This window comes from Peribacillus sp. FSL E2-0218 (assembly GCF_037992945.1).
GTDB classification, from domain to species: domain Bacteria; phylum Bacillota; class Bacilli; order Bacillales; family DSM-1321; genus Peribacillus; species Peribacillus simplex_B.
Window position 1 is genome coordinate 3,227,549 of record NZ_CP150304.1, and the last position, 25,540, is coordinate 3,253,088.

General features: G+C 45.0%; 18 protein-coding genes. 1 reads left to right on the forward strand and 17 read right to left on the reverse strand.

All coding sequences use genetic code 11. From position 1 onward, the window contains the following. Positions 1-155: 155 nt before the first annotated feature. From meaB to MHI53_RS15565, 9 genes are all read right to left on the reverse strand, one after another. A complete protein-coding gene (gene meaB / locus MHI53_RS15525) occupies positions 156-1,277 on the reverse strand; it encodes a methylmalonyl Co-A mutase-associated GTPase MeaB (RefSeq protein ID WP_061144386.1) in 1,122 nt (373 codons plus the stop codon). Further along, positions 1,277-3,469, reverse strand: a complete 2,193-nt coding sequence (gene scpA / locus MHI53_RS15530) for a methylmalonyl-CoA mutase (protein WP_340371691.1) — start codon at positions 3,467-3,469, stop codon at positions 1,277-1,279. Before scpA ends, meaB begins: the two co-directional genes overlap by 1 nt. A 1-nt stretch (position 3,470) precedes the next feature. After that, positions 3,471-5,342, reverse strand: a complete 1,872-nt coding sequence (locus MHI53_RS15535) for a methylmalonyl-CoA mutase family protein (RefSeq protein ID WP_340371692.1) — start codon at positions 5,340-5,342, stop codon at positions 3,471-3,473. Positions 5,343-5,669: 327 nt separating this feature from the next. After that, the gene (locus MHI53_RS15540) at positions 5,670-6,965 is read right to left on the reverse strand and encodes a dihydrolipoamide acetyltransferase family protein (protein ID WP_340371693.1); all 1,296 of its coding nucleotides are present in this window, start codon (positions 6,963-6,965) and stop codon (positions 5,670-5,672) included. 26 nt (positions 6,966-6,991) lie between these two features. Next, complete coding sequence (locus MHI53_RS15545; RefSeq protein WP_061144390.1) at positions 6,992-7,975, reverse strand: alpha-ketoacid dehydrogenase subunit beta; 984 nt, start codon at positions 7,973-7,975, stop codon at positions 6,992-6,994. 12 nt (positions 7,976-7,987) lie between these two features. Continuing rightward, positions 7,988-8,983, reverse strand: a complete 996-nt coding sequence (locus tag MHI53_RS15550) for a thiamine pyrophosphate-dependent dehydrogenase E1 component subunit alpha (protein ID WP_061144391.1) — start codon at positions 8,981-8,983, stop codon at positions 7,988-7,990. A gap of 24 nt (positions 8,984-9,007) precedes the next feature. Continuing rightward, positions 9,008-10,429, reverse strand: coding sequence for a dihydrolipoyl dehydrogenase (gene lpdA, locus MHI53_RS15555; RefSeq protein WP_061144392.1), 1,422 nt, complete (start codon positions 10,427-10,429; stop codon positions 9,008-9,010). Between the two features lie 129 nt (positions 10,430-10,558). Next, complete coding sequence (bcd, locus tag MHI53_RS15560) at positions 10,559-11,656, reverse strand: branched-chain amino acid dehydrogenase (RefSeq protein ID WP_061144393.1); 1,098 nt, start codon at positions 11,654-11,656, stop codon at positions 10,559-10,561. A gap of 402 nt (positions 11,657-12,058) precedes the next feature. Continuing rightward, a complete protein-coding gene (locus MHI53_RS15565) occupies positions 12,059-14,119 on the reverse strand; it encodes a sigma-54-dependent Fis family transcriptional regulator (protein ID WP_340371694.1) in 2,061 nt (686 codons plus the stop codon). Between the two features lie 210 nt (positions 14,120-14,329). On the opposite strand from MHI53_RS15565, the gene MHI53_RS15570 reads away from it, so the two are divergent. Beyond that, positions 14,330-14,566: a DUF2627 domain-containing protein gene (locus MHI53_RS15570; RefSeq protein WP_061144395.1), complete on the forward strand. Its 237-nt coding sequence runs from the start codon at positions 14,330-14,332 to the stop codon at positions 14,564-14,566. Positions 14,567-14,809: 243 nt separating this feature from the next. On the opposite strand, the gene MHI53_RS15575 is transcribed toward MHI53_RS15570, so the two are convergent. From MHI53_RS15575 to dxs, 8 genes are all read right to left on the reverse strand, one after another. Further along, positions 14,810-15,541 carry a glycerophosphodiester phosphodiesterase gene (locus tag MHI53_RS15575; RefSeq protein WP_340371695.1) on the reverse strand — a complete coding sequence of 244 codons (732 nt, stop codon included), beginning with the start codon at positions 15,539-15,541 and terminating at the stop codon, positions 14,810-14,812. A gap of 92 nt (positions 15,542-15,633) precedes the next feature. Further along, the gene (locus MHI53_RS15580; RefSeq protein ID WP_340371696.1) at positions 15,634-17,211 is read right to left on the reverse strand and encodes a FapA family protein; all 1,578 of its coding nucleotides are present in this window, start codon (positions 17,209-17,211) and stop codon (positions 15,634-15,636) included. A gap of 342 nt (positions 17,212-17,553) precedes the next feature. Continuing rightward, complete coding sequence (gene spo0A / locus MHI53_RS15585; RefSeq protein ID WP_061144398.1) at positions 17,554-18,345, reverse strand: sporulation transcription factor Spo0A; 792 nt, start codon at positions 18,343-18,345, stop codon at positions 17,554-17,556. 340 nt (positions 18,346-18,685) lie between these two features. Next, entirely contained in the window at positions 18,686-19,978 is a 1,293-nt protein-coding gene (gene spoIVB, locus MHI53_RS15590; protein WP_061144399.1) for a SpoIVB peptidase, read from the reverse strand. 170 nt (positions 19,979-20,148) lie between these two features. After that, positions 20,149-21,864, reverse strand: coding sequence for a DNA repair protein RecN (recN, locus tag MHI53_RS15595; RefSeq protein WP_340371697.1), 1,716 nt, complete (start codon positions 21,862-21,864; stop codon positions 20,149-20,151). A gap of 21 nt (positions 21,865-21,885) precedes the next feature. Further along, positions 21,886-22,335: a transcriptional regulator ArgR gene (argR, locus tag MHI53_RS15600; RefSeq protein WP_061144401.1), complete on the reverse strand. Its 450-nt coding sequence runs from the start codon at positions 22,333-22,335 to the stop codon at positions 21,886-21,888. A 308-nt stretch (positions 22,336-22,643) separates the two neighbouring features. Then, positions 22,644-23,471, reverse strand: a complete 828-nt coding sequence (locus MHI53_RS15605; RefSeq protein WP_340371698.1) for a TlyA family RNA methyltransferase — start codon at positions 23,469-23,471, stop codon at positions 22,644-22,646. A 4-nt stretch (positions 23,472-23,475) separates the two neighbouring features. Beyond that, positions 23,476-25,368, reverse strand: coding sequence for a 1-deoxy-D-xylulose-5-phosphate synthase (gene dxs / locus MHI53_RS15610; RefSeq protein WP_061144442.1), 1,893 nt, complete (start codon positions 25,366-25,368; stop codon positions 23,476-23,478). Positions 25,369-25,540: the final 172 nt, after the last annotated feature.

Genomic DNA, 25,540 nt, shown 5'->3' on the forward strand with positions numbered 1-25,540 from the left:
CTGATTCAATAAATTTACCTGCTATTTCTCCTAAAGGTTCAGACAAACAAGTTTAAAAAGAAATGGAACTGGGAAACATATGGGTAACAGCGAGAAAGCTTCACTTCACACAAAAGGAGGAGGTATGCATAAACCATGCGTGCCCCCTCCTTTTTTCACTTAAGTGTGTCCATAAAAGCTTGAAATGCCTGCTTAACGGCAGCGGTGACCGTTTTATTACCCGACATCACCTCATTTTCGAGGATGGGGAGCAGCTCCTTGATGGCTTCATTTTTATAGAACATCCTTTTAAGCTGATGATCCATTAACGAATAAAGCCATTCCCTGGCTTGCATCCTTCTCCGTTCTTGGAAAACACCAGATTTCTTTGTCGTATCGGAAAAATCCGTCAATACATCCCAAAGCTCGGGTATTCCTTTTCCGGTTATGGCAGAACATGTATAGGCTTTCCCTGCCCACCCTTTCGTTGCTGGCTGGAGAAAGTGCAGTATTCTGTTATATTCGGACTTCGTTCTAGTCGCAAGCGGGACATTATCACCATCGGCTTTATTGACCACAATTCCATCCACAAGCTCCATGATCCCTTTTTTCATTCCCTGTAATTCATCGCCTGCGCCTGTCAGGACAAGGAGCATGAAGAAATCCACCATGCTTCGGACGATCGCTTCACTTTGACCCACACCGACCGTTTCAATAAGAATGACATCAAATCCTGCCGCTTCACAAAGCAGCATCGTTTCCCTTGTTTTGCGATGAACGCCGCCCAAAGTACCTTCTGAAGGCGAGGGCCTGATGAAGGCGCGGGGATTCCTTGCCAGCTCCTCCATCCTCGTCTTATCGCCAAGGATACTCCCCCCGTTAATGGACGAGCTCGGATCGACCGCAAGGACCGCAACCTTATGGCCCCTGTCACATAAATAGCTTCCAAACGTTTCGATGAATGTGCTTTTCCCCGCACCTGGCACTCCTGAAATCCCGATTCTTATCGACCGGCCTGTATGGGGGAGGACGGAATGCAGCAATTCCTGTGCAAAATCAAAATGATGGGCAGCGTTGCTTTCAATCAATGTAATTCCTTTAGCGAGCCTTGCCCGGTCCCCTGATAAAATTCCCTTTTTCAATTCTTGGACCGATACGGAGGCATCCTGCTTTTTAACGAATTTGCTTGTTGATCCTTTGTTGCGGTCGGCGGCCAATTCCACACCTGGTTTTAATGATGAAGCAAAACCCTCCTGATTGTTAGGATCAAACCATTCCGGCTTCTTGTGATCACTCATTATTGGGCCACTTCTTCATATCCCAGGCGTCTGTATATTTCGAAAAGCACCTTTTTCGCTGCCTGGGGAATGACCGTTCCAGGTCCGAAAATGGCAGAAGCACCATTTTCCATTAAGTACTCGTAATCCTGTGCAGGGATGACACCGCCAACGATCACGATGATGTCTTCACGTCCAAGCTTTTTCAGTTCAGCCATAAGCTGCGGCAACAGGGTCTTATGCCCGGCAGCCAGTGAGCTCATGCCCACTACGTGCACATCATTTTCGACGGCCTGCAGCGCCGTTTCTTCCGGTGTTTGGAATAATGGACCGATATCGACATCATAGCCCAAATCTGCAAACCCGGTTCCCACCACTTTTGCTCCGCGATCATGACCATCCTGACCCATTTTCGCCATGAGCAAACGCGGTCTTCTTCCTTCATTTTCAAGGAATTCCTCCGTCATGCGGACAACTTCCTCTATCTCCGCTTCTCTGGAGTATGCAGCGCTATAAACGCCGCTGATGGAACGGATCGTGGCCTTGTGGCGGCCGGCAACCTCTTCGATCGCATCCGAGATTTCACCTAACGAGGCCCTTACCCTAGCAGCCTGCACAGCCAATTCAAGCAGGTTCCCCACGCCGGTTCCGGCAGCCACGGATAACGCCTGAAGGGCTTCATCCACCTTTGCTTGATCGCGTTTCCCCTTCAATTCACGTAAACGCTTAAGCTGGCTTTCGCGCACGGCGGTATTATCGATCTCCAGTATTTCAATGGCATCTTCTTTTTTCAAACGATATTTATTGACGCCCACGATCGTTTCATCTTGGGAATCGATTTTAGCCTGCCGTTTTGCCGCTGCCTCCTCGATTCTCATTTTTGGCAGTCCGGTTTCAATCGCCTTAGCCATTCCTCCAAGCTCTTCGATTTCTTCGATATGGGACCAGGCACGCTCGATCAGTTCTTCCGTAAGCGCTTCCACATAGTATGAACCTGCCCACGGATCGATGACCTTTGTAATTCCCGTCTCCTCCTGCAAATATAGTTGTGTGTTACGCGCAATCCGTGCCGAAAAATCGGTAGGCAGGGCAATGGCCTCATCCAAAGCATTCGTATGCAGGGACTGTGTATGTCCAAGGGCAGCGGCATGTGCTTCGATCAACGTCCGCGCGACATTGTTAAACGGATCTTGCTCGGAGAGACTCCAGCCAGAGGTTTGGGAATGGGTCCTCAATGCCATCGCTTTTTTGTTTTTCGGTTCGAATTGTTTCATCAGTTTCGACCAGATGAAACGAGCCGCCCTCATTTTCGCCACTTCCATGAAGTAGTTCAGCCCTACAGCCCAGAAGAATGATAGCCGCGGAGCGAACTTATCGATTGCTATGCCTGCTTTCATGCCCGTACGCGCATACTCCAGGCCATCTGCCAGCGTATAGGCAAGCTCGATATCCGCCGGTGCGCCAGCCTCTTGCAGATGATAACCGGAGATGGAGATGGAATTGAATTTCGGCATATATTTGGATGTATACTCGAAAATGTCGGCGATGATTTTCATCGACATTTCGGGGGGATAAATATACGTATTCCGAACCATATATTCCTTTAGGATGTCATTCTGGATCGTACCTGATAGTTTATCCTGTGTGACGCCTTGCTCCTCAGCTGTCACGATGTAAAAAGCCAGAATGGGTAAGACGGCACCGTTCATGGTCATTGAAACAGACATCTGATCGAGCGGAATCCCGTCGAAAAGGATTTTCATATCAAGAATGGAATCAATGGCAACACCCGCCTTCCCCACATCACCGACAACACGGGGATGATCGGAGTCATATCCACGGTGTGTGGCTAAATCAAAAGCAACGGAAAGTCCCTTTTGCCCCATCGCCAGGTTACGCCTGTAAAACGCATTGGATTCCTCCGCAGTCGAAAAACCTGCATATTGGCGTACCGTCCAAGGACGGTTGACGTACATCGAAGGATAGGGTCCCCTTGTAAATGGAGCGATGCCCGGCATACTATCCATATGCTCCAAATCGTTATTATCCGCTTTTACATAAAGCGGTTTGACCTTTATTTGTTCATTCGTCTCAAACAATAAATCATCAATTTTCTCTCCAACGGCTTTTTCAGCTTCTTTTTTCCAAGCCTCAAGGTTCCCTTTTCCTTCAGTCCTGATTGGGTTTATCGTTGAAAAATTCGGTTTTTTCATTTCATTTCACCCCTAGCTCATGCAATAATTCCTCTAAAATGGTTATGGCATTCGTTTTTATATGGATAAAATCTTTGACACCAGCTTCGCTTAGTGCGATTTCCGTTTCCTTTTGCTGCTTGCCGGCGCAATAAATCAGGATATGTGGGAATTGCTTTTTAATTATACTAATGACAGGTGCCGCAAAATCGCTGCAGTCGGCTTCGCTGGCACAAACACAATAGATGGCAAGATTGGTCGAAGCCACGTATTCGACTGCTTCCTCAATGGTTTGACATCCTTCACTTTCCAGCGTTTCGATGCCTCCTGCCGCAGCAAGCCCTTTTATGAAATCGGCACGCGGCTTATAGCATTTGATGTCTTTCAAATTAATCAATCCGATTTTCGGTGACGCACCGCCATTGACCTTATGCCTTTCACTGCTCAGTCTGATCCGTTCGAACTGGACAGATAACCGCTCCAAGGTAATCGGCATAATATCCATCGGTTTCCCTGTCTTCATATATGATTCACGGTCAGCATGTGCAGGTGCTTTGATCCGATCTGCTGGATTGGGATATACATTCGTCCCGATCATGCTTTCTTTTCTATAAGCTGCATTTTGGATTCTTTTTTGGAAGACATCCGTTAGTTCCTTCTGAAGGGTTCCTTGCTTGATTATCGCCAATATCCCGCCTGCTTCGTCGATTTCAAGAAATTTTCCCCAAGCTTTTTCAGCCAATTCATCCGTTAATTGCTCTACATACCAAGAACCGCCTGCAGGATCGACGACGGTCGTTATATTCGTTTCTTCTTTCAGTATCAAGTGTGTGTTACGGGCGATCCTTTCCGAAAAATCATCCGTTCCGCCACTAGCATGATTGAATGGGTGGATTTGAAGATACTCAATGCCCCCAATGGCAGCCGCAAAGGCTTGGTTGGTGGTCCGAAGGATATTGACATGCTCATCATACAGCGTTTCCGTCAATTCGGACGTAACGGCATGTATCGCCATTTTAAAATGTTCCGGGGCTGTCTCGAAGGCTTCTGCAAGACAGGCCCAAAGCCGCCTCGCAGCCCTTAATTTAGCGATGTTCATGAAGTAATTGGAGTCCACTGCAAAAGAAAAGACGAATTTTTCGGCCAAGGAAGCGATAGACAGGCCTTGTTTTTGCCCTTCCGATAAATATTGGACAGCAGCCGATAACCCGTACGCGATTTCTTGCAGGGCATTGGCTCCGCCGTTATGGTATATCGCCGTATTGATCAGGACGGTTTTTAAATCTTGACCTATCTTTTGATACTCTTCAATCGTTTTCAGCCATTTTGCAAAGTAACCATCCGTATCTACCGGCATCTGGCCGCCTATGAGCCATTGGCCGATCGGGTCTTCAGCAAGCACGCCTGTCAATTGGGCATTTTGGGATTCGGCCGCAGCTTTGAATTGTGGCAGGAATTCCTTTTGGCCCCCCTTTAAATCAATGAAAACCGGTATGTCCTTTAGCGGAATGTTCTTGGTCAAATTTACAAACCTTGCCCCCTCAGCAAGCATTCGAGCCGGGAATGCGACGGAATTTTGGCCGCGCTTGAATGCTGCCAGCATTTTTTCATTTGCCTCTTCCGCCGTGTTACCGCTTACAGGCTGGACGACTAGCCAAGGTTTTTCATGATAACCCATGGGAGATGTTCCGCGCGTGAAAGGAAAGAATCCTGGTAATTCCGGTTTTTTTGCTCTTGAATCCGCCGTATAGAGGGGATCAAGGGTGATGCCTTCATATGTATGCGTTTTTAATTGTTCAATCGTTTTTCCTTTTAAAGTGACTTCCACAGCTTCTTTCCATTCCGCAAAAGAAGGCTTCGGAAAGGTTATGTTTTTTACATCTTTAAGCTCCACTTGTAATCGCTTTCTTATCGTGAGTCAGCTCGAACGTCCTATCCTTTTTTTTGCGGAGAACGAACGCTCAGTCAGTTTAGATAAGAAAGCCACCCTCCCATCGATATGATCTGGATCATACTAACATTCTATCATAATTTTCTTGCAATTTAAGGTAATGGAACTTTTTTACCTACGAAAGGTGAAGTACAGTATCTAATACCTGTATTAGAACAGCTCTATATTCAAATAATAGCAAAAATAAAATTTTTGTCGATGTTTTTCTAAGGAAAACGGCGGACAAAAAAAGGAAGGACCTATTTAAACCGGCCTTCCTTTTTCTTTCTTTTAGTATATTGAAGTGTTATCTTTGGAAATATTTTCGATGATTTCTTTGACCCTGGCAAGGAACCGGCCGCATACAAGACCGTCCAAAACACGGTGGTCAAGAGACAGGCAGAGATTCACCATATCCCGTACCGCAATCATGTCATTAATCACAACTGGACGTTTTACGATCGTTTCGACTTGGAGGATGGCCGCCTGTGGATAATTGATGATTCCCATGGACTGCACGGAACCGAATGACCCCGTGTTATTCACCGTGAAGGTGCCGCCCTGCATATCCTCCGCTTTTAACCTTCCGGCCTTCACTTTTGAGGCAAGCTCTTGAATTTCCCTTGCAATTCCTTTAATTGATTTTTCATCTGCATTTTTGATGACAGGCACAAATAAGGCATCCTCCGTCGCAACGGCAATCGATATATTGATCTCTTTCTTTTGGATGATTTTATCTCCTGCCCACATTGAATTAAGCTCGGGAAATTCCGTTAATGCTTGAGCGATTGCTTTTACGAAAAAGGCAAAGTACGTCAAATTATATCCTTCTTTTTGTTTAAAGCCGGATTTAAGATTATCACGCAGTTTTACCATATTGGTTGCGTCCACTTCCACCATCGTCCAAGCATGCGGTATTTCGTGCTTGCTTTTTAACATATTGGAGGCGATTGCTTTACGCACGCCGGTAACGGCAATTTCCTTATCGCCAGCAGCAGTCGGAACCTGTGGCACGGTACCTTCTATTGCTGGGCGCCGAGTCATTGCAGGGGCTTCTTCCACCGGGGCAGCCTCTGTTGATTGGGATGGTTCATCAGCGCCAGGAACGTTCCCGGACTCTACAAGCTTAAGTAAATCCTTGCGGGTGATTCGCCCTTCACTCCCCGTACCCTTCACTTTGGAAAGATCGATTCCATGCTCCTGGGAAAGCTTCAATACGGCAGGTGAATACCGAGCCTTCCTTGATTGGTCGGCTGTTTGCTGTACTTCTCCTGTAACGGGCGCTCCAGCTTTTTCTTCCGTTTGAGTAGCTGCTTGTCCTTGATTTTCGTTATCCGTGTTTGCCGATTCAACTTCAATCGAGCAAATGACTTCCCCGACGGCCAACGTTTGGTTCTCATCCGCCTTCAGTTCCTTGATGATGCCGGTAAAGGAAGAAGGAACCTCAGCATTTACTTTATCCGTCATCACTTCAGCCAACGGGTCGTATTTCGTGACATGATCGCCAGGCTTAACAAGCCATTTACTGATGGTTCCTTCTGTGACGCTTTCGCCTAGTTGAGGCATCTTCATTAATTCCATAGCCATAAATCGTTCCTCCTTCTTAACAGTCATTAATACTCTGCCAATTCCCTCATCGCTTTTTCCACTTTATCGGGATTGACCATAAAATGTTTTTCCATCGTAGGGGCATAAGGCATGGCAGGTACATCAGGTCCGGCCAATCTCCTTACAGGAGCATCCAAATCGAACAGGCAATTTTCGGCGATGATGGCTGCCACCTCACTCATGATGCTCCCTTCCTTATTATCCTCGGTAACCAGAAGCACTTTCCCCGTTTTCGAGGCTGCTTCGATGATGGCTTCCTTGTCTAAAGGATAGACCGTCCGCAAATCCAGAACGTGTGCGGAAATCCCATCTGCTGCCAATTTTTCTGCAGCCTGGAGGGCAAAATGCACGCATAGTCCATAAGAAATGACCGTTATGTCTTCTCCTTCCCTTTTCACATCCGCCTTACCGATGGGCAGTACATAATCTTCGGTTGGCACCTCTCCCTTGATCAAGCGGTAGGCGCGTTTATGTTCAAAGAAAAGCACGGGATCTTCATCGCGAATGGCTGCTTTGAGCAGGCCCTTGACATCATATGGCGTGGATGGCATCACAATTTTCAATCCAGGCTGATTGGCAAAAATGGCTTCCACCGATTGGGAGTGATACAGGGCTCCATGGATTCCTCCACCATATGGAGCACGAATTACCATGGGGCAACTCCAGTCATTATTAGAGCGATATCTAATTTTCGCTGCCTCCGAAACAATTTGGTTAATGGCAGGCATGATGAAATCGGCAAATTGCATTTCCGCAATTGGCCGTAGCCCATACATGGCCGCCCCAATTCCCACCCCTGCAATGGCAGATTCGGCCAGCGGGGTATCAATGACCCTGTCTTCACCGAATTGCTCATATAAACCATTGGTGGCTTTGAAGACGCCGCCTTTTTTACCAACATCTTCCCCTAGTACGAATACACGGGAATCCCTTTCCATCTCTTCCCTCATTGCCATCGTTACGGCATCTATATAAGAAATCACTGGCATTCTATTACCCCCTTACTTTTGTGCATACACATGGTTCATCGCACTTTCAGCCTTCGGATATGGAGCATTTTCAGCATAATCAGTCGCTTCATTGACTATCTTCATGACTTCATCATTCATTAGTTTTTCAGACTCATCGTCCAAGATGCCCACTTCCTTCAAATAGGCTCCGAACGTTTTGATGGAATCCTTTGTTTTTGCTTCGGCCACTTCGTCGGCAGTCCGGTAGCTCCGGTCATCATCATCACTGGAATGTGGCGTTAGCCGATAGGAAACGGTTTCCACCAGGGTAGGTCCCTCTCCCCTTCGCGCACGGTCTGCCGCTTCTTTCACTGCCGCATATACCTCCAATGGATCATTTCCATCCACTGTTATGCCGGGCATGCCATAGCCTATTGCCCTATCGGAAACATTTTCACACGAAAGCTGTTTCGAAATAGGAACCGATATCGCATACTTATTATTTTCACACATGAAAATCACCGGTAGCTTATGTACACCTGCGAAGTTTGCACCTTCATGAAAATCACCCTGATTTGATGAGCCTTCCCCGAACGTTACGAAGGTTACCAAATCCTGCCCTTCCATCTTCCCTGCAAGGGCAATCCCGACTGCATGCGGGACCTGTGTCGTAACAGGTGATGAACCAGTGACGATCCTATTTTTCTTTTGACCAAAATGGCCAGGCATTTGACGGCCGCCGGAATTGGGATCTTCCTCTTTCGCGAAGCCTGATAGCATCAAGTCTTTTGCAGTCATTCCAAAGGTCAGCACTACACCTACATCCCGATAATATGGCAATACATAATCCTTTTGCCGATCAAGCGCAAACGCTGCCCCGACCTGTGCAGCTTCTTGCCCCTGACAGGAAATCACGAAGGGGATTTTCCCGGATCGGTTCAACAGCCACATCCGCTCATCTATCCTCCGGGATAATAGCATGGTCCGGTACATATCCAGAACCGTTTCTTCATTTAAGCCTAATTGTTCATGACGTTTTTCTGACATCATAAAACCTCCTGACCTTATTCTTTATGAATGAATGGCAAGTCCATCGACAGCAAGCGCAGCCTCGCCGATTGCTTCGGAAAGACTTGGGTGCGGATGAATGGTCTTTGCTATCTCCCAAGGCGTCGCATCAAGCACACTGGCAAGACCAGCTTCGGAAATCATATCCGTGACATGCGGTCCTATCATATGAACCCCCAGGATATCATCCGTTTTCTTGTCTGCAATGATTTTGACGAAGCCATCCGCTTCCCCGAAAACAAGTGCCTTACCGACGGCCCGGAATGGGAATTTACCAATTTTAAGCTCGTACCCTTCCTTTTTCGCCTGCTCTTCTGTCAAGCCGACGCTGGCCGCTTCAGGACTTGAATATACACATTTAGATATAAGTGAATAATCCAATCGTTCCGGTTTTTGACCAGCCATATGTTCAACGGCTGTAATCCCTTCATGTGAAGCGACGTGAGCCAATTGCAAACCGCCGATACAGTCCCCGATCGCGTAGATATGCGTTTCCTTCGTTTGGAAGAACTCATTGGTTTCAATGAAGCCCTTTTCTTTCACGATATCAGTATTTTCAAGGCCGATTCCTTCAACATTTGCCGATCGGCCTACGGAAACTAGCATTTTTTCAGCCGTGAATTCCTGTGTCACTCCATTTACTTCTGCAGAAATGGCTACTGAACCATCCTTTTTCAGGGTTTCCGGCAGCACCTTGGCTCCCGTGACGATTTTGACGCCTTTCTTGCTGAGGAGACGCTTCATTTCACTTGAAATATCATTGTCCTCGGTCGGAATGATCCTATCCGCATATTCCAGTACCGTTACGTCCACACCAAAATCATTCAGCATCGATGCCCATTCAATCCCGATGACTCCGCCACCTACAATTATGATCGAACCTGGCAGGCTCTCAAGCTTAAGAGCTTCATCCGAAGTAAGCACCAACTCGCCATCGATTTGCAATCCTGGAAGTGTCCTTGGACGTGAACCGGTAGCGATGATGATATTCTGGGGAATCAGCATTTCATTTTCAGTGCCATTGTTCATTTCCACGGAAATCGTTCCTGGCATCGGCGAAAAGATCGATGGACCAAGGATACGCCCCAATCCTTCATACACCGTTATCTTCCCTTGTTTCATCAAGTGCTGGACACCCTTATAAAGTTGTTCGACGACTTTATTTTTCCTGTCCTGCACCTTTGAGAAATCCACCTGGACATCTCCGGTAACAATACCGAATTCCTCACTTTTCACGGCAGTCTGATACACCTCCGCACTTCTTAAAAGTGCTTTTGAAGGGATACATCCATTATGTAGACACGTACCGCCGAGTTTTCCTTTCTCCACGACAGCCGTTTTCAAACCTAATTGAGCAGCCCTTATTGCAGCCACATACCCGCCAGTTCCTCCTCCGAGGATAACGAGGTCAAATTCTTCAGCCAAAATGACTCCTCCTCACTATTAAACAATGGGTCCTGATTTCCCTGTCCCTATTTATTACGTTATCCATGTTAAAGATTCCTGTGTTCACTTGAAAATAATCACAGGAATCTTGATGTTGCATCATTGAAATCATTTACGTCCATTCAAGATATGCTTTTCATTTTGCAGAAATTGGCTTCTTGAATTCCTCATTCGTGCAATTCGTTCCTCTGCCATCCGGTCCGCCGCTTTATAAGTTGGAATTTGATCACGTTTTGCAATCTCGATCACTCGTTCAATGGTGTCATAAACCATTTCCACCTTCTTAAGGGCTCTTTCCCGATTATACCCTAAAAGCTCATCGGCGACATTTATGACTCCGCCTGCATTAATGACATAATCAGGAGCATAGATAATGCCCTTCTCATGGATTTGGTCACCATGAACAGCTTCCTTCAATTGATTATTGGCTGCTCCTGCAATGACCTTCGCCTTGATTTGGTTGATGGTTTGATCATTGATGACGGCACCTAATGCACAAGGTGCATAGATATCGCATTCGACTCCATAAATCTCATCCGTATTCACGGCAGTTGCGCCAAACGCTTCAACCGCACGGGCCACGCTATCTTTATTGATATCCGTAACGATGAGCTTAGCTCCCTCCTCATGAAGATGACGGCATAAGTTATAGGCTACATTCCCGACTCCTTGAACGGCAACGACCTTCCCTTCCAATGAATCCGTGCCGAAAGCTTCTTTTGCCGCGGCCTTCATTCCGCGATAAACGCCATAAGCCGTTACAGGGGACGGGTTGCCTGAAGAACCGAATGCAGGGGAAATCCCGGTTACAAAATCCGTTTCTTCATGTATAAGATCCATATCCTCCACCGTTGTCCCTACATCTTCAGCTGTTATATAACGTCCGTTCAACCCTTGGATATACCTTCCGAAGGCACGGAACATTTCTTCATTTTTATCTTTACGCGGATCGCCGATGATGACGGTTTTCCCTCCGCCTAAATTCAACCCGGCAGCCGCGTTCTTATAGGTCATTCCTTTTGAGAGCCTCAAGGCATCTTCGATTGCATCCTCCTCGGAAGCATACGTCCACATCCTCGTACCGCCAAGCGCTGGTCCCAACGTCGTATCATGAATGGCTATGATCGCTTTCAATCCTGATTGTTTATCCTGACAGAATAGCAATTGTTCGTAATCATACTTCTCAAGATATTTAAAAATTTCCATAAAGAAATCCTCCCTAGGTGTTTTAATGCGTGACAGTTTATGCAAGGATGAAAAGGTTCAGCCTTACCGGTTACTACGTTCATTTGGATTTAAATTTGCTGCTTACATGATATTTTCCCCACTGGAAAAAGTGCGCTCGTAACATGAAACTTTGCCGCCTATCGTACGCCTTAACTCATTGCGTACACTTCAATAAATATGCAAATAACATGCCAATAAAAGGATGCCAAAAGCCCCGGTCACAACAGAATGTGGATGCCTGTTGAAAAGTTTACCCATTATAGCCTATACCAAAATTAAAAAAATTTCATGCCGGAAGTGAATTCTCACCTAAATTAAAATAAATCAGAAAATTCCATGCATCATCTTGCACACTGCGCAATATCTTGCGTGCAATAATTATCATAGTTCTAATTTTTCCATTTTATAATATAGATTTCTGACTGAAATCCCCAGCGCTTTTGCCGTAAGCGTTTTATTTCCATTAAAGGTATGTACCGCCTGCTCGATGATTTCTGCTTCATACTGGTCTATTATCTCCGATAGCTTTTTACCTGATACGTATGAAGGCGGCTTCGTCGTCGCTTCTTTATCATGTTTGAATGATATCGTTTCGATAAAATCCGGAATATGCTGGATATCAATGGTTGTCTCATTCAATTTCATGAAAATGATCGCCCGTCCTAAAATGTTCTCCAGTTCCCTGACATTCCCCGGCCAGTCATAGTTTTGCATCTTCTCTATGGCAGCATCGGTGATTCCCTCTATGCTCCTGCCATACTCCTGATTGATTTTATGGATTAAATGTTCCGCCAGTTCCCTCAAATCTTCCTTTCGCTTTCGAAGGGGAGCGATGAAAATGGGCATGCGGTTCAGCCTGAAATATAAGTCTTCCCTGAAAGTTCCATTTCTTATCGCTTTTTCAAGATTGATATTCGTGGCGGCTATGACCCTGACATTGATGGCAATTGGCTTTGTTCCGCCTACTCTGATGATTTCCCGCTCTTGTAAAACCCGAAGCAATTTAGCTTGGATATTGGCTGGCAATTCGCCAATTTCGTCCAAAAAGATACTCCCTTGATTGGCCTCTTCAAAAAAACCGACCTTTCCGCCCCTGATTGCTCCTGTAAAGGCTCCCTCTTCATATCCGAACAGTTCACTTTCCAGTAATGATTCAGAGATGGCTGCACAATTGACTCGAACGAATTTATTGAATTTCCTATCGCTCGCATTATGGATGGCATGGGCAAAAAGCTCCTTGCCTGTCCCTGATTCGCCCCTCAATAAGACAGTCGCCGGTGTCCTTGCCGATAATTTCGCCTGTTCAACGGGAAGCTTCATCTCTTCGGAAGCCCCTATTATATCATCAAAGGAATATTTGGCCTGTAGCGTCCTGATGATCTGTCGTGCCCGGTTCAATTCATGCGTCAGGTTTTGAATTTCCGAAACATCATGAATGACGCCCACACTTCCTTTCAGGTGTCCATCGACAATGATCGGAGCAACATTCACAATGACTTCCTTATGCTTCGGGCCGACACGCATATTGACACCCCTTACAGGCTTTTTTGTCTGGAGCACTTTCATATGCATGCTCTCGCCCTCGTAAATGTCAATGGAGGCCGGCTTCCCAATCACTTGGGTCTTTGTCAAGCCAGTGATTCGTGTATACGCAGGATTGATCAAAAGTCCCCTACCCTTCTCATCAACGACTGAAATGGCTTCATCACTGGATTGAATGATCGCTTGCAGCATCGTCTGAATTTCTTTCAAATCCGTGATTTGCTCCGCCAATTGTACCGCTTCCGTCTTGTTCCTGAACATGGAAAACGCACCGATTACTTGCTTTTCGGCATTTACGAGAGGAATTCTTGTCGCAATGAGCTCCAATCCATTATCCAGGATGATTCGTTGATTTACTTCTTTCCGGTTCGTTTCCATGACACGCAATAACCCCGTTGAAGGGACGAGATCTGTAATGTGCCTGCCAATGACATCCTTACGTTTTGCATTCGCTGCTCGTTCGGCACTATCATTGAACATGACGACCAATCCGTCATGGTCGATCACGACCATTCCTTCACTGGTCGTATTAAGGATCAAGTCCATTTTTGCCGAAGCGTTCTCCAATTTATTGATCAACCGATTTTTTTCTTCAAATAGCTTGGACATGATGAGGGCTACGCTGCCAGGAATGAGGATCGTTTTTTCGCCCATCTCCCTTTTGATCTCTTTATAGACTGATGGATCTCCCGTGGTATCGACGATGATGTCCAGATCCTCGTTCATCCCCTCGCTCCAGCTAGTCACTGTAGGAATCCTTCGTTCTTTTGCAACCAGCATCCCTTCTGCTAATCCATTCGTATCAGCCATACAAACCATCGAGAATACTTCACTTTCCGAAAGGAGTTTCAACACGGTTGTGCCCCCGACGCCCCCTCCTACTATCATGACCTTTTGCATGAGCCATCTCCCTTCCAACTAATCCCCAATGAGAAAATCTCCCTACAATCCTTTTCGTGCTCTCCCCTCATTTTACCATATTGAAATCCCTTGAAAAACAGTCATTCAGCTTGCAGCTTCCAGTCCTTTTCTGCATTCCCGAAACTTGACAAATTTTTTATATCCTTTATCATTTTTTTAAGACGGAATTATCGGAAGGGATTTGACCGCATGAAACGCTTACTCGCTTTTATGATTCTTTTTATACCCGGCGCCTTTGCCGCCTATGGCATAAAAATAATGAGGGACATGGTGTTCGGTATTTTACAGCCTCCCTATCCACTCCTTTGGATGCAATTCTTGATCGGCCTGATCATTACCATTGGCGGGATTGCCTTTATTGCAGGGTTCATCCTTCATCGGGATCGAAAACAAAACAAAGTCCAAAGCAGGTTCAATAAGTTTTGATTCTTAAAAAGAAGGTGCCCTCTCAAAATATGGGCACCTTCTTCTTATTGGCCATTTTCATACTTTATTGTTATTCGCCAAGTCATGCAGTGGTTGGTTTCAGCATGACAGAGGGCTAAACGGTAAGCCTCCCCGGCTTGAACGCCCGTTTTAGCCGCACCTGTCCCGCTGCACCTGCAGGAATCTGCTCCCCTGCCCTAAAATTAAAAAACAACAATCTTTACGAAAAGAGCCTTTTCTATACTACCTATGATGTCCTTCCCTGACCCGAACCGCTTCTTCCGGAAAATCGGTGATGAAGGCGCTGCATCCCAAGTCGAATAATCGCCTCATTTCGGCTGCTTTATTGATGGTATAGGGCCGTACAGGCATACCCATGCTCAAACAGGCTTGAATGATGACATCGGGGGCAGCACGAATATTCGGGTGGATGGCGCTTCCGCCAATTGCCTTTGCATAAACCCACGGCATGTAAAGACCATCCCGATAAAGCGGTGCGGTTTCCAGTTCAGGCGCTAATTGGTGACAAGTCACCAAACTATAATGATTGAAGGAAGAAAGAATGATCCTATCCTCCATTTTGTAGGCACGGACGAGTTGTATGACCTTCGCTTCCAAGCCTGGATACAGAAAAAGCGTGTTTTTCAATTCAATATTGCACAACAACTGATTATGGCTTAGCCAGTTCAATAATTCCACGAGGGTCGGTATTTTTTCTCTTCCCCATTTCCCCTTTGTACCGAAGGATGCATTGAGGGTTTTCAACTCCCGCAGTGTCCGATCCTTCACATATCCCGATGCATTTGTCGTTCGGTCGAGCTTCTCGTCATGGATGATGACCACTTCCCCGTCTTTCGAGAGCTGGACGTCCGTTTCAATTCCATCCGCTCCGACGCGTACCGCTTCATTGAATGCGGACATCGTATTTTCCGGATGTGTTCCTGCCGAGCCTCGATGAGCAAAGATTAAGGTCATGTTAACGCCCCCACCTCTCATAAACCGTCATATCCCAATTTATGAAAAGCAAAGCAAAAATATTTACATCAATATCAAGCCTTCAGCGGAATTCAATCAAAATGCAGGTGATTATTTTCGGCATAAAAGGTTCCTTTCGTCATAACATTCAATTTCCTTTCCAGACTTTTGATTTGCAACCGTGTATCGGGAAACGCCATTTGTCCAATCATGATTTCCCCTTCCCCTTTAGATTCAAGCATATCCATGATCGATTTCCGTTCCTCATCAATTTGAAAAATTTGGGCGAGCATACTTTCCAACCGCTTTCTGGTTTGTTCATATTGGAAATGCTGCACTTCAGTCCATTCACCAAGAAACATCTCATACACTTCAAGCCTTTCCTTGATCAATTCCAATTGTTCAAGCTTTGATTTATATAAAAGCAAGATCTGGTTCAATTCATCCTTGATAAGATTACGGTTAAACCCCTTAACATTAATGACCGTTTTCCGTTGCATACGGTTACCGATCACTGCCGCCCTCACCTTTGCTTGAGCTTCGATAACGCCGCCAATCAATTTCCCCTTTTTTTCATCAGTGAAAATATTCTTTGCTTTAAGGAAGCTGCCTAGTGAATATGATCCGATATGTATATTTTCCCCTGCCGTCAAGTGGCATTCATTGGCGTGTTTCACAAAAATGTTCCTTTCTGCAGAAACCTTTGATAGGCCTTTACCGAATATGCCGCCTTTAATGAAAACGTCTCCCTCTTTTGATTTGATTTCTTTCACATTGCTTATACCGAGCTCACTTAGTATGGAAATATCCTTTGTAGCCGTCACGGAAAAATGGTCCACGACTGTCCCTTTAACCGTAACGCTTCCATCAAATTCGATATGCCCGGTTTCAATCCCTACATCTCCATCAATCGATAAGTGGGGGCCTACCGTGATCTTCCCATCCCTGAAGTCCACTACCCCGTCAATCAACGCCCTGAGTACGATCTTACCGTCTTCCTCATATGGCTCAACCGTTTTTTTGTCATAAACAAGGTGTTTGTCTTTTCCTTTTCTAGGCAACGCAAGCTCCCCTGTAATCAACTGCCCCATTTCTCCTGAGGAAGGCGGTATCCTTTCACCGAGCCAATCGCCCTTCTTCACCTCATCAAGAAAACTCATATCATAATAATCAGCTTTACCATCTTCCCTGACCGCAGGTTTTCGTTCCGATCGTTTAAAATAGGTAACGACGGCATCCTTGCCATGGACTGGTTCTTTCCCAATCGCAATGACCTTACGATCGTTGATGGTCAGTTCGTTTTGCAAAACATTCATCAATATGCCGTCTGTAATATGTTCCTTTTGAAGGCTCTCGAGAATATTTCCCACGATGGCTGAATGATTTTCTTTAAGGTGAGCTTCTGAACAATTGAGTTTTACACGTGCAGACATTTTATCCTCAGCCATGTCCAACTCGATTATGGGTTTCAGCCGGCCCACCGGAATTCTCTCCCCGGTAGCCTCCGTCAGGGCTTGTTTTAAGTCTTTTACATGCTCCAGCATGATTTGTGGGAACTTGAGCAGGACTGGGTTAAAACCCAGAATGGAAAAGCCCTTCAGAAAAACGGTTATATATACCAATCCTGACGCCGATTCTAATACAAAATGCTCATTTTCTTCAAAGATCAAGTACATCCCCCCTCATCGTACGATTATATATACCTATGATTATAATCTAAAAATTAAGATAAAAGCCACAAAAGGAACCACCTTTTCCATAACACTGAATATTCTGATAACATTACAAACAAAAACGCCTTTTATTTATTGGATTCTTCCTGCAAAATCCAATAAATAAAAGGCGTTTAATTTTTAGCCGGCATGTAAAAAGTCGAAGTTGCAAAACCACAAGCATCTTCTTCCTGTCTAGTGCCACCAGCAAGGGGATTCTTATTTATCTTTAGCGGCTCTAGCCTTTATCTGATCAATGGATTACATACGAATCTTATCAACAGGTTCCCCGTATCCCTGTCAAGAAGCTTTATGTTCAAGACGGAGCTTGTCGGCGACCATCGCGATGAATTCGGAATTCGTAGGCTTTGCCTTAGTCATGCTGACGGTATAACCGAATAGGGATGAAATGGATTCGATGTTACCGCGGCTCCAGGCCACTTCAATCGCATGGCGGATGGCACGCTCAACACGGCTGGCGGTTGTATTGTATTTTTTGGCAATATCCGGATACAACACTTTGGTGATCGACCCCAACAGTTCAATATCGTTGTACACCATGGATATGGCTTCCCTTAAATACAAATAACCCTTAATATGTGCAGGCACACCAATCTCATGGATAATGCTTGTAATGCTGGCATCCAGGTTCTTGGGCTTGGATTCATTTTGGGGACGATAACTGAATTGGCTATGATTTTTCAATACTGCCTGCCCTTTATTGCTCACCTGACGAATATGATTGGCCAAATTCTCCATATCAAAAGGCTTCAGGATGAAGTAGGACGCGCCCAAATCAACGGCTTTTTTCGTGACATCTTCTTGACCAAAGGCAGTAAGCATAATTACGTTAGGCATGGCACCCCGTTTTACTTCACGAAGCTTCTCCAATACACCTAACCCATCTAAATGAGGCATGATAATATCGAGGATCAATATATCGGGATCAACGTTTTCCAGCATCCCCAGGCAATCTTGACCGTTATGGGCTACCCCGATTACCTCCATATCTTCCTGTGCAGAAATGTATTCTTCCAGAAGGCCAACAAGTTCTCTATTATCATCTACAACGCACACCTTAATTTTTTTCACGCTTGATTTCCTCCTCAACTACAATTGGTCTTTTTTTCTATATGACTAAATTCTATTGTAATTGAACTTTTCGACAATGGAAACTAAATTCCTTTTATTTTTGAAAAAATATAAGGAATTCAATATTATTCTCCCGATATCTCTTGTTTTCGACTTCGTTTGCTATTCGAATAAATCGATTGTCGAAAAATCTTCACATCGTTATCATTTTATCACATCGTTTCAAAAAAACCTCCTACTTTTTAAATAAAACAGCTGTAAATCCTTCGCTTCTCCTTATTTGCCGCTATTCTCTCCGTGGCTCAATCAAAAAAAGGGCATCCTAAAGGATACCCGGTCTTCAACTTGCCTTTTCATAATTATCTTTGTCGTATATATTGATACCGGCTTCGTTTAACATCCATTCAATATGGACTCCATACCCACTTGTAGGATCATTGACAAATACATGGGTGACTGCACCGATTAATTTCCCATTTTGTATGATAGGACTGCCGCTCATACCTTGAACGATCCCGCCCGTTTTTTGAAGCAATTCTTTATCCGTCACTTTCAAGACCATTCCTTTGATGGCAGGAAATTTTTGAGGGATGGAACTGACGATTTCCACATCGAATTCTTCTACTTTGGAGCCATCCACCACAGTCAGGATTTTTGCTGGTCCTTCCTTTACCTCATGGGAAAGGGTGATGGGAAGTGCTTTGTCACTGATTCCGTTTTTGAAATCCTGATTTAATTTTCCAAAGATTCCAAAGGGACTATTTCGATTGATATTGCCTATTTTTTCTTTATTGGATGAAAAGCGTGCCAATTTTTCTCCCGGGTCACCATTACTTCCCTTTTCAATGGAAGTGACCGTCGATTGAACAATTTGTCCATCCTTTACAACAATCGGTTTTTTCGTGTCCATATCAGAAATAACATGTCCCAATGCCCCATATTTTTTCGAATCCGGGTGATAAAAGGTCATCGTTCCTATGCCAGCTGCTGAATCACGGATATATAAACCCAATTTGTATGTTCCTTCATTCTTATCTTTCAAAGGTAAAAGGGTACTATGAAGCACTTCGTTATCACGATTGATGACAAGTTTCAACGCTTCCCCCTTCTCACCTGCCTGCTGAACAAAAGGGGTTACATCCCCCATCTTCTTTATCGTCTGACCATTGATTTCTGTAATAATATCGCCGATTTCAATCTTCGCTTTTTCTCCTGGTGATTTTTTCCCCTGCGCAGTATCAATGAGATGATGACCTACAACGAGCACCCCAAGAGTATTAAGTTTCACCCCGATGGATTGGCCCCCGGGCATGACTTTAAAGTCCTTCAACACCCGAATGTCGACCTTTTTGGCAGGCAATCCCGCCACATCAAGTAACACTTCGTTCGTTCCTGGTTTCTCGGCACCAAGCGTAATTGAAGCTTGCTCATCATGAAGCGAAATCCCGTCACTGGATCCCGAAGCTTTTGCAGAAACAGGCAATGATTTGGAAATACTATATTGACTTCCTTCAAATAGTACAAGATGATTTGGAATTAAAAAATATTCACGAGATGGCTGGTATAACCCTAATGTTAATAGCGAAACAAGGAGAATTCCACCGATGATCCTGTTTATCCATACAAATTTCAATCCATTCACTCTCCTCGCTCTCTGAAACTTTATGGCTACACCTTTAATTTAGCCCTCATGACAATCATTTATAACAGGAGCAAAAAATAAAAGCTATCCGTTTTTGGATAGCTTTACAATGAATGCTTATGAGGAAGTTAATAAATGTTCATAATCTTCTTACGCGCCCATCAAGAAGTGATCTTCAGCCTTTTGGCCAGCTGTATTAACTCATTGGCATGCTGCTTCGTCAAGTCGGTAATCTCGACCCCCGAAATCATCCTGCCGATTTCTTTTATTTTTTCCGTTTCAATCAAAGGCTTCACGGAGGTATTCGTCCGTCCTGCCCTGACATTTTTCGCAATGAATAAATGGGTATCCGCCATGGCTGCGACCTGTGGCAAATGAGATATGCACAAAACCTGAGACCCCGTGGCCACTTTATAAATCTTCTCGGCAATGGATTGTGCAACCCGCCCGCTGACACCAGTGTCCACTTCATCGAATATAATCGAAGTAATGCCTTGATGCTTGGAAAAAATGCTTTTCAGCGCGAGCATGATCCGCGACAGCTCTCCCCCCGAGGCAATTTTGGAAAGGGGTTTTAATGGTTCGCCGGGATTCGTGGAAATATAAAATTCCATGGAGTCCAGCCCGGACTGATTGATTCCCTTATCTGACAACTCATCGAACGTATAAGCCGTTTGATGGAAATGAGGTTCGAAAATTGTTTTTTCCATGTATAAATCTTTTAATTCCTGATGAATTTTTTTTGTAAGCTGTTGAGCGAACCCCTGGCGTAATTCAGACAGGTTCTTTGCTTCAACAATTAAATCGGCCTTAATCGATTTCATTTCCTTTTCAAGCTTAGCGATATGCGTTTCCCTATTAAGCAGCTTTTCGACTTCCTCTTCAATGCCTGCGCCATATTCGAGGATTTCCTCGATGGACCGTCCGTATTTCCGTTTCAATTGATTTATTTCATTTAGGCGTCCCTCGATGAATTCAACACGTTCCGTATCATAATCCAAGGAATCCAATTGATCTCGGATATTCGATACGGCTTCCTCGAGCAGGAAGTAACTATTGGAGACGATTTCTGAGCTGGCTTGTAGCCCCTCATCCAGCCCTGCCGCCTCTTCCATGTTATTCATGGCTACCGACAGCCAATCAATTGCATGCTGCTCACCGTTTAATGCATTATAGCTCGTTTGCAGCGCTTCATGGATTTTCTCGAAATTATTAATTTTTTTCCGCTCTTCCATCAATTCTTCATCTTCCTGAAGTTTCAAGTCGGCTTTTTGGATTTCATCGAATTGAAATTGGATCAAGTCAAGACGGTGCACCATTTGCTGCTCATTCTGACTTAAATCATTCAATTGCTTCGAAGCGGATTCATATTGTTTATATAGCTTTTGGTATTCGGTAAGTGCAGACGCGATTTTTTCACCGCCAAATTGATCCAGCAACGGCAAATGGAGTCGTTCATCCATTAATTCCTGATGTTCATGCTGGCCATGGATATCAATCAGAGTTCGCCCTATCTCACGTAAAATGGCAATCGTCACCAGTTTTCCATTTACCCGGCATACGCTTTTTCCGCTAAGCGAGATGTCTCTTCGAAGAATGGCCATCCCATCATGCATGTCCAAGCCGAATTCTTCCGCCTTGGCAAAGACCGGATGTTTTTCATCATCTATTTGAAACAGCCCTTCTATTTCCGCCTTTGACTCTCCATGACGAATAAACTCGGAGGAACCACGCCCCCCAACCAAAAGGTGGACGGCATCTATAATAATTGATTTACCTGCCCCTGTTTCACCGGTCAAGACAGTCAAGCCTTTCTCGAACGAAACGGACAGGCTGTCTATGATCGCAAAATTCCTAATCGATAGTTCTGTTAACAAACGGGTCACCTCACAAAATTATTAGAGCATGTCCAAGAATTTGCCGGAAATGATCTTTGCATCTTCCTCAGAGCGGCAAATGATCAAGCACGTATCATCGCCGCCGATCGTTCCGAGTATTTCTTGCCAATTCAAATTATCAATCAATGCACAGATTGCCTGGGCATTACCCGGAAGCATTTTCATGACGAGTAAATTGTTCGCTGCATCGATGCGTACAAAAGCATCAACAAGGATTCTCTTTAATTTTTGAAGCGGGTTGAAGCGTTGATCGGCAGGCAGGCTGTATTTATACCTGCCATCCGTTAACGGGACCTTTACAAGATGGAGCTCTTTGATATCCCGCGATACCGTGGCCTGAGTCACGTTGTATCCAGCCAATTTCAGTTCTTCAACCAACTCATCTTGCGTCTCGATATCGTTATTGGTGATAATGTCCCTAATTTTTATATGTCGTTGCCCTTTATTCATAAGCAGAAGCACCTCTTCTCAACTGTTGTTCATCTATTGGTCATGCGCATCACTTTCATATCATGGATAAAGCTTCCGGTTTAGTAAGGCTTCGCAATCTTCACTGTGTGCAAATAGCCCCCCCTTACGGTGGTTAATATTAATGGTAGCGGATTTTTATGCAATTGTACAATTTTTTCTCTAAATGGCATGCGTTGTGCTTTCATTATTTGTTTCTATGCTGCCAAGGCTCCTTCAAAAGATTCCCCAGAAGGTAAAAAGCTCCTTTTAGCCAACCATTCAGCCAAAGGAGCCCTCTAAAGTTCAAGCTATTCTTTTTTAAACTGGGCATGTGCTTCCGAAACGATCTCATCAACCGTTTTGGATAGCTTGAATTCTCCATCTTCTTTGGATCCTTGCCAATGTAAATGAAGCAGGAATTCAATATTTCCATCGCCGCCTGTAATTGGCGAGAAGGAGGCATCCATAATATCGTAGCCTTCTTTTTTTGCAAAAGAAATGATTTTATCCAGCACCTGCTTGTGAATTTTAGGATCACGAACAATTCCCTTTTTTCCCACTTGATCCTTTCCAGCTTCGAATTGCGGTTTCACTAAGGCAACGACGTCACTGTTAGGAACCAGCAGGGTCTTTAACACAGGTAAAATTAAGGTGAGCGAGATGAAAGAAACATCGATGCTTGCAAAGTTCGGCATCTCCCCATCCAAATCTGCCGGTGTAACATAGCGGAAGTTAGTCCGTTCCATCACTTTTACCCGTTCATCCTGCCTAAGCTTCCAGGCAAGTTGATTATAGCCGACATCCAGTGCATAAGACATCGTCGCACCATTTTGCAAAGCGCAATCGGTGAACCCGCCAGTTGATGATCCGATATCCAGGAGGATCTTTCCGTCCATTTGCAAGTCGAATTCGTTTAAGGCTTTCTCCAGTTTCAGCCCGCCTCTTGACACATAAGGCATGACTTTACCTTTGATCGTAAATTCGAGATCGACTGGCACCTTTTCCCCCGGCTTTTCGTACCTCTCTTCATTCGCGTAGACAAGACCGGCCATAACCATCCGCTTAGCTTTTTCACGTGTATCGGCCAAGCCCTGTTCTACAAGCAATACATCTACTCTTTCTTTCATTACTTTCATATTGTCAGGCCCTTTTTTCTTTTTTGGGTGTTATCATTTTTATCTTTTTAATGGCAATTTCGGTCGTTAAGCCAATTTCTTCCAGCAATTCATCGACACTTCCATGTTCAATGAAATAATCCGGAATGCCCATTCGATCGATGATGGCTCCATAAAAGCCCTGATCATGTGCATATTCCAGTACAGAACTTCCAAAACCGCCCTGCAGCACAGCTTCTTCTATCGTCAGGATCGGCATTTTTTCACCGAGTAGGCTGCTTAGCATCTTCTCATCCAAAGGTTTTATGAACCTGGCATTGATCACCTTAACGGAATAATCCTCTTTCTCCAGCCGTTCTGCAGCCTCAAGGGCCATCGGAATCGTTGTGCCGAACGTCAAGATGGCAGCATCCGTTCCTTCTTTCAGAACTTCCCATGATCCGATTGGTATCTGCTTCAATTCGCTATCCATCGCAACGCCCCAGCCATTTCCGCGCGGGAAACGCATAGCGATGGGGCCATCATTATAGCTTATGGCCGTATTGACCATATGCTGACCTTCGTTTTCGTCCTTAGGCATCATCAATACCATATTCGGAACGTGCCGTAAGAAAGCAATATCGAAAACGCCTTGGTGCGTTTCCCCATCGGAGCCAACCAACCCGGCACGATCGATGCCTATGAATACGTTCAAATTCTGGCGGCAGATATCATGGACCACTTGGTCATAGGCCCTTTGGAGAAAGGTCGAATAAATGGCCAGGAATGGTTTCATGTTTTGCGTAGCCAAGCCAGCTGCAAAAGTGGCAGCATGCTGCTCGGCAATCCCTACATCATAGAAACGTTCAGGGAATTCTTGAGCAAATCCCACCAATTTCGAACCGACAGGCATGGCAGGCGTTATGGCGACTATCCGTTCGTCTTCACGGGCAAGCCTGCTGACGGTATCGCTCACAAGCGCACTCCACGCAGGCCCTTTAGTAGGGGATTTGACGAAATCGCCTGTTTCGATCTTGTATGGGCCTGTCCCATGCCAATTTCCTGTAGTGTCCAATTCGGCTGGGGAATAGCCCTTGCCTTTTTTCGTGATGACATGCAGCAGGACCGGTCCCTTCGTTTTCTTCGCATATCTTAAATTCTCCAGCAGTTCTTCATAATTATGGCCATCTACAGGGCCAAGGTATGTGAAACCGAGTTCTTCGAAGAAAATTCCTGAAACCAATAAATACTTCATGCTATCTTTCAAGCGTTCGGCCGTAGCTGCAAGCTTTCCTCCGACGGCAGGAATTTTTTTCAATAGCAGCTCCAATTCATCTTTTGCCCAGTTATATTTACCTGCCGTACGCAATCTTCCCAATATGGTGTGCAATGCTCCAACGTTAGGGGCGATCGACATTTCATTATCATTAAGAATGACGATCATGTCCTTTTTTTCGTCCCCGATATGATTCAAGGCTTCAAGTGCCATGCCGCCTGTAAGGGCTCCATCACCGATTACAGGTAAAATGAAACTTTTTTCACCCTTGATATCACGGGCAGCAGCCATTCCCATGGCAGCCGAAAGGGAAGTTGAACTGTGGCCGGTTTCCCATACATCATGGGGGCTTTCAATCATTTTCGGAAAGCCGCACAGCCCTTTGTATTTCTTTAAGGAATCGAACTCCCCAGCCCTGCCTGTCAGGATTTTGTGGACATATGATTGATGTCCGACATCCCAAAGGATTTTATCATTGGGACTGTCAAACTCTTTATGCAAAGCAATGGTCAATTCCACGACTCCTAAATTGGGGCCGATGTGCCCGCCGGTGACCGATAGTTTTTCTACAAGGAATTTACGAATATCCACACTTAACTCGACTAGTTCTTCATTATTCATCTTCTTCAAAAAAGAAGGGTCTTTTATAGATAGAAGATCCAAATAGGACCACTCACTTTCTGTCATTTTCGGTTGGAAGCAAAACAAATCCTCATCAAGAGGGATATATTGAAGACTTGACCGAAAAATTGGTTTTAAGTTAAAAATAGCCGCCAACACCCAGGTGATTTCGGCGGCTTCATTACCTATTTAATCACGTAACTCCATTAAAAAG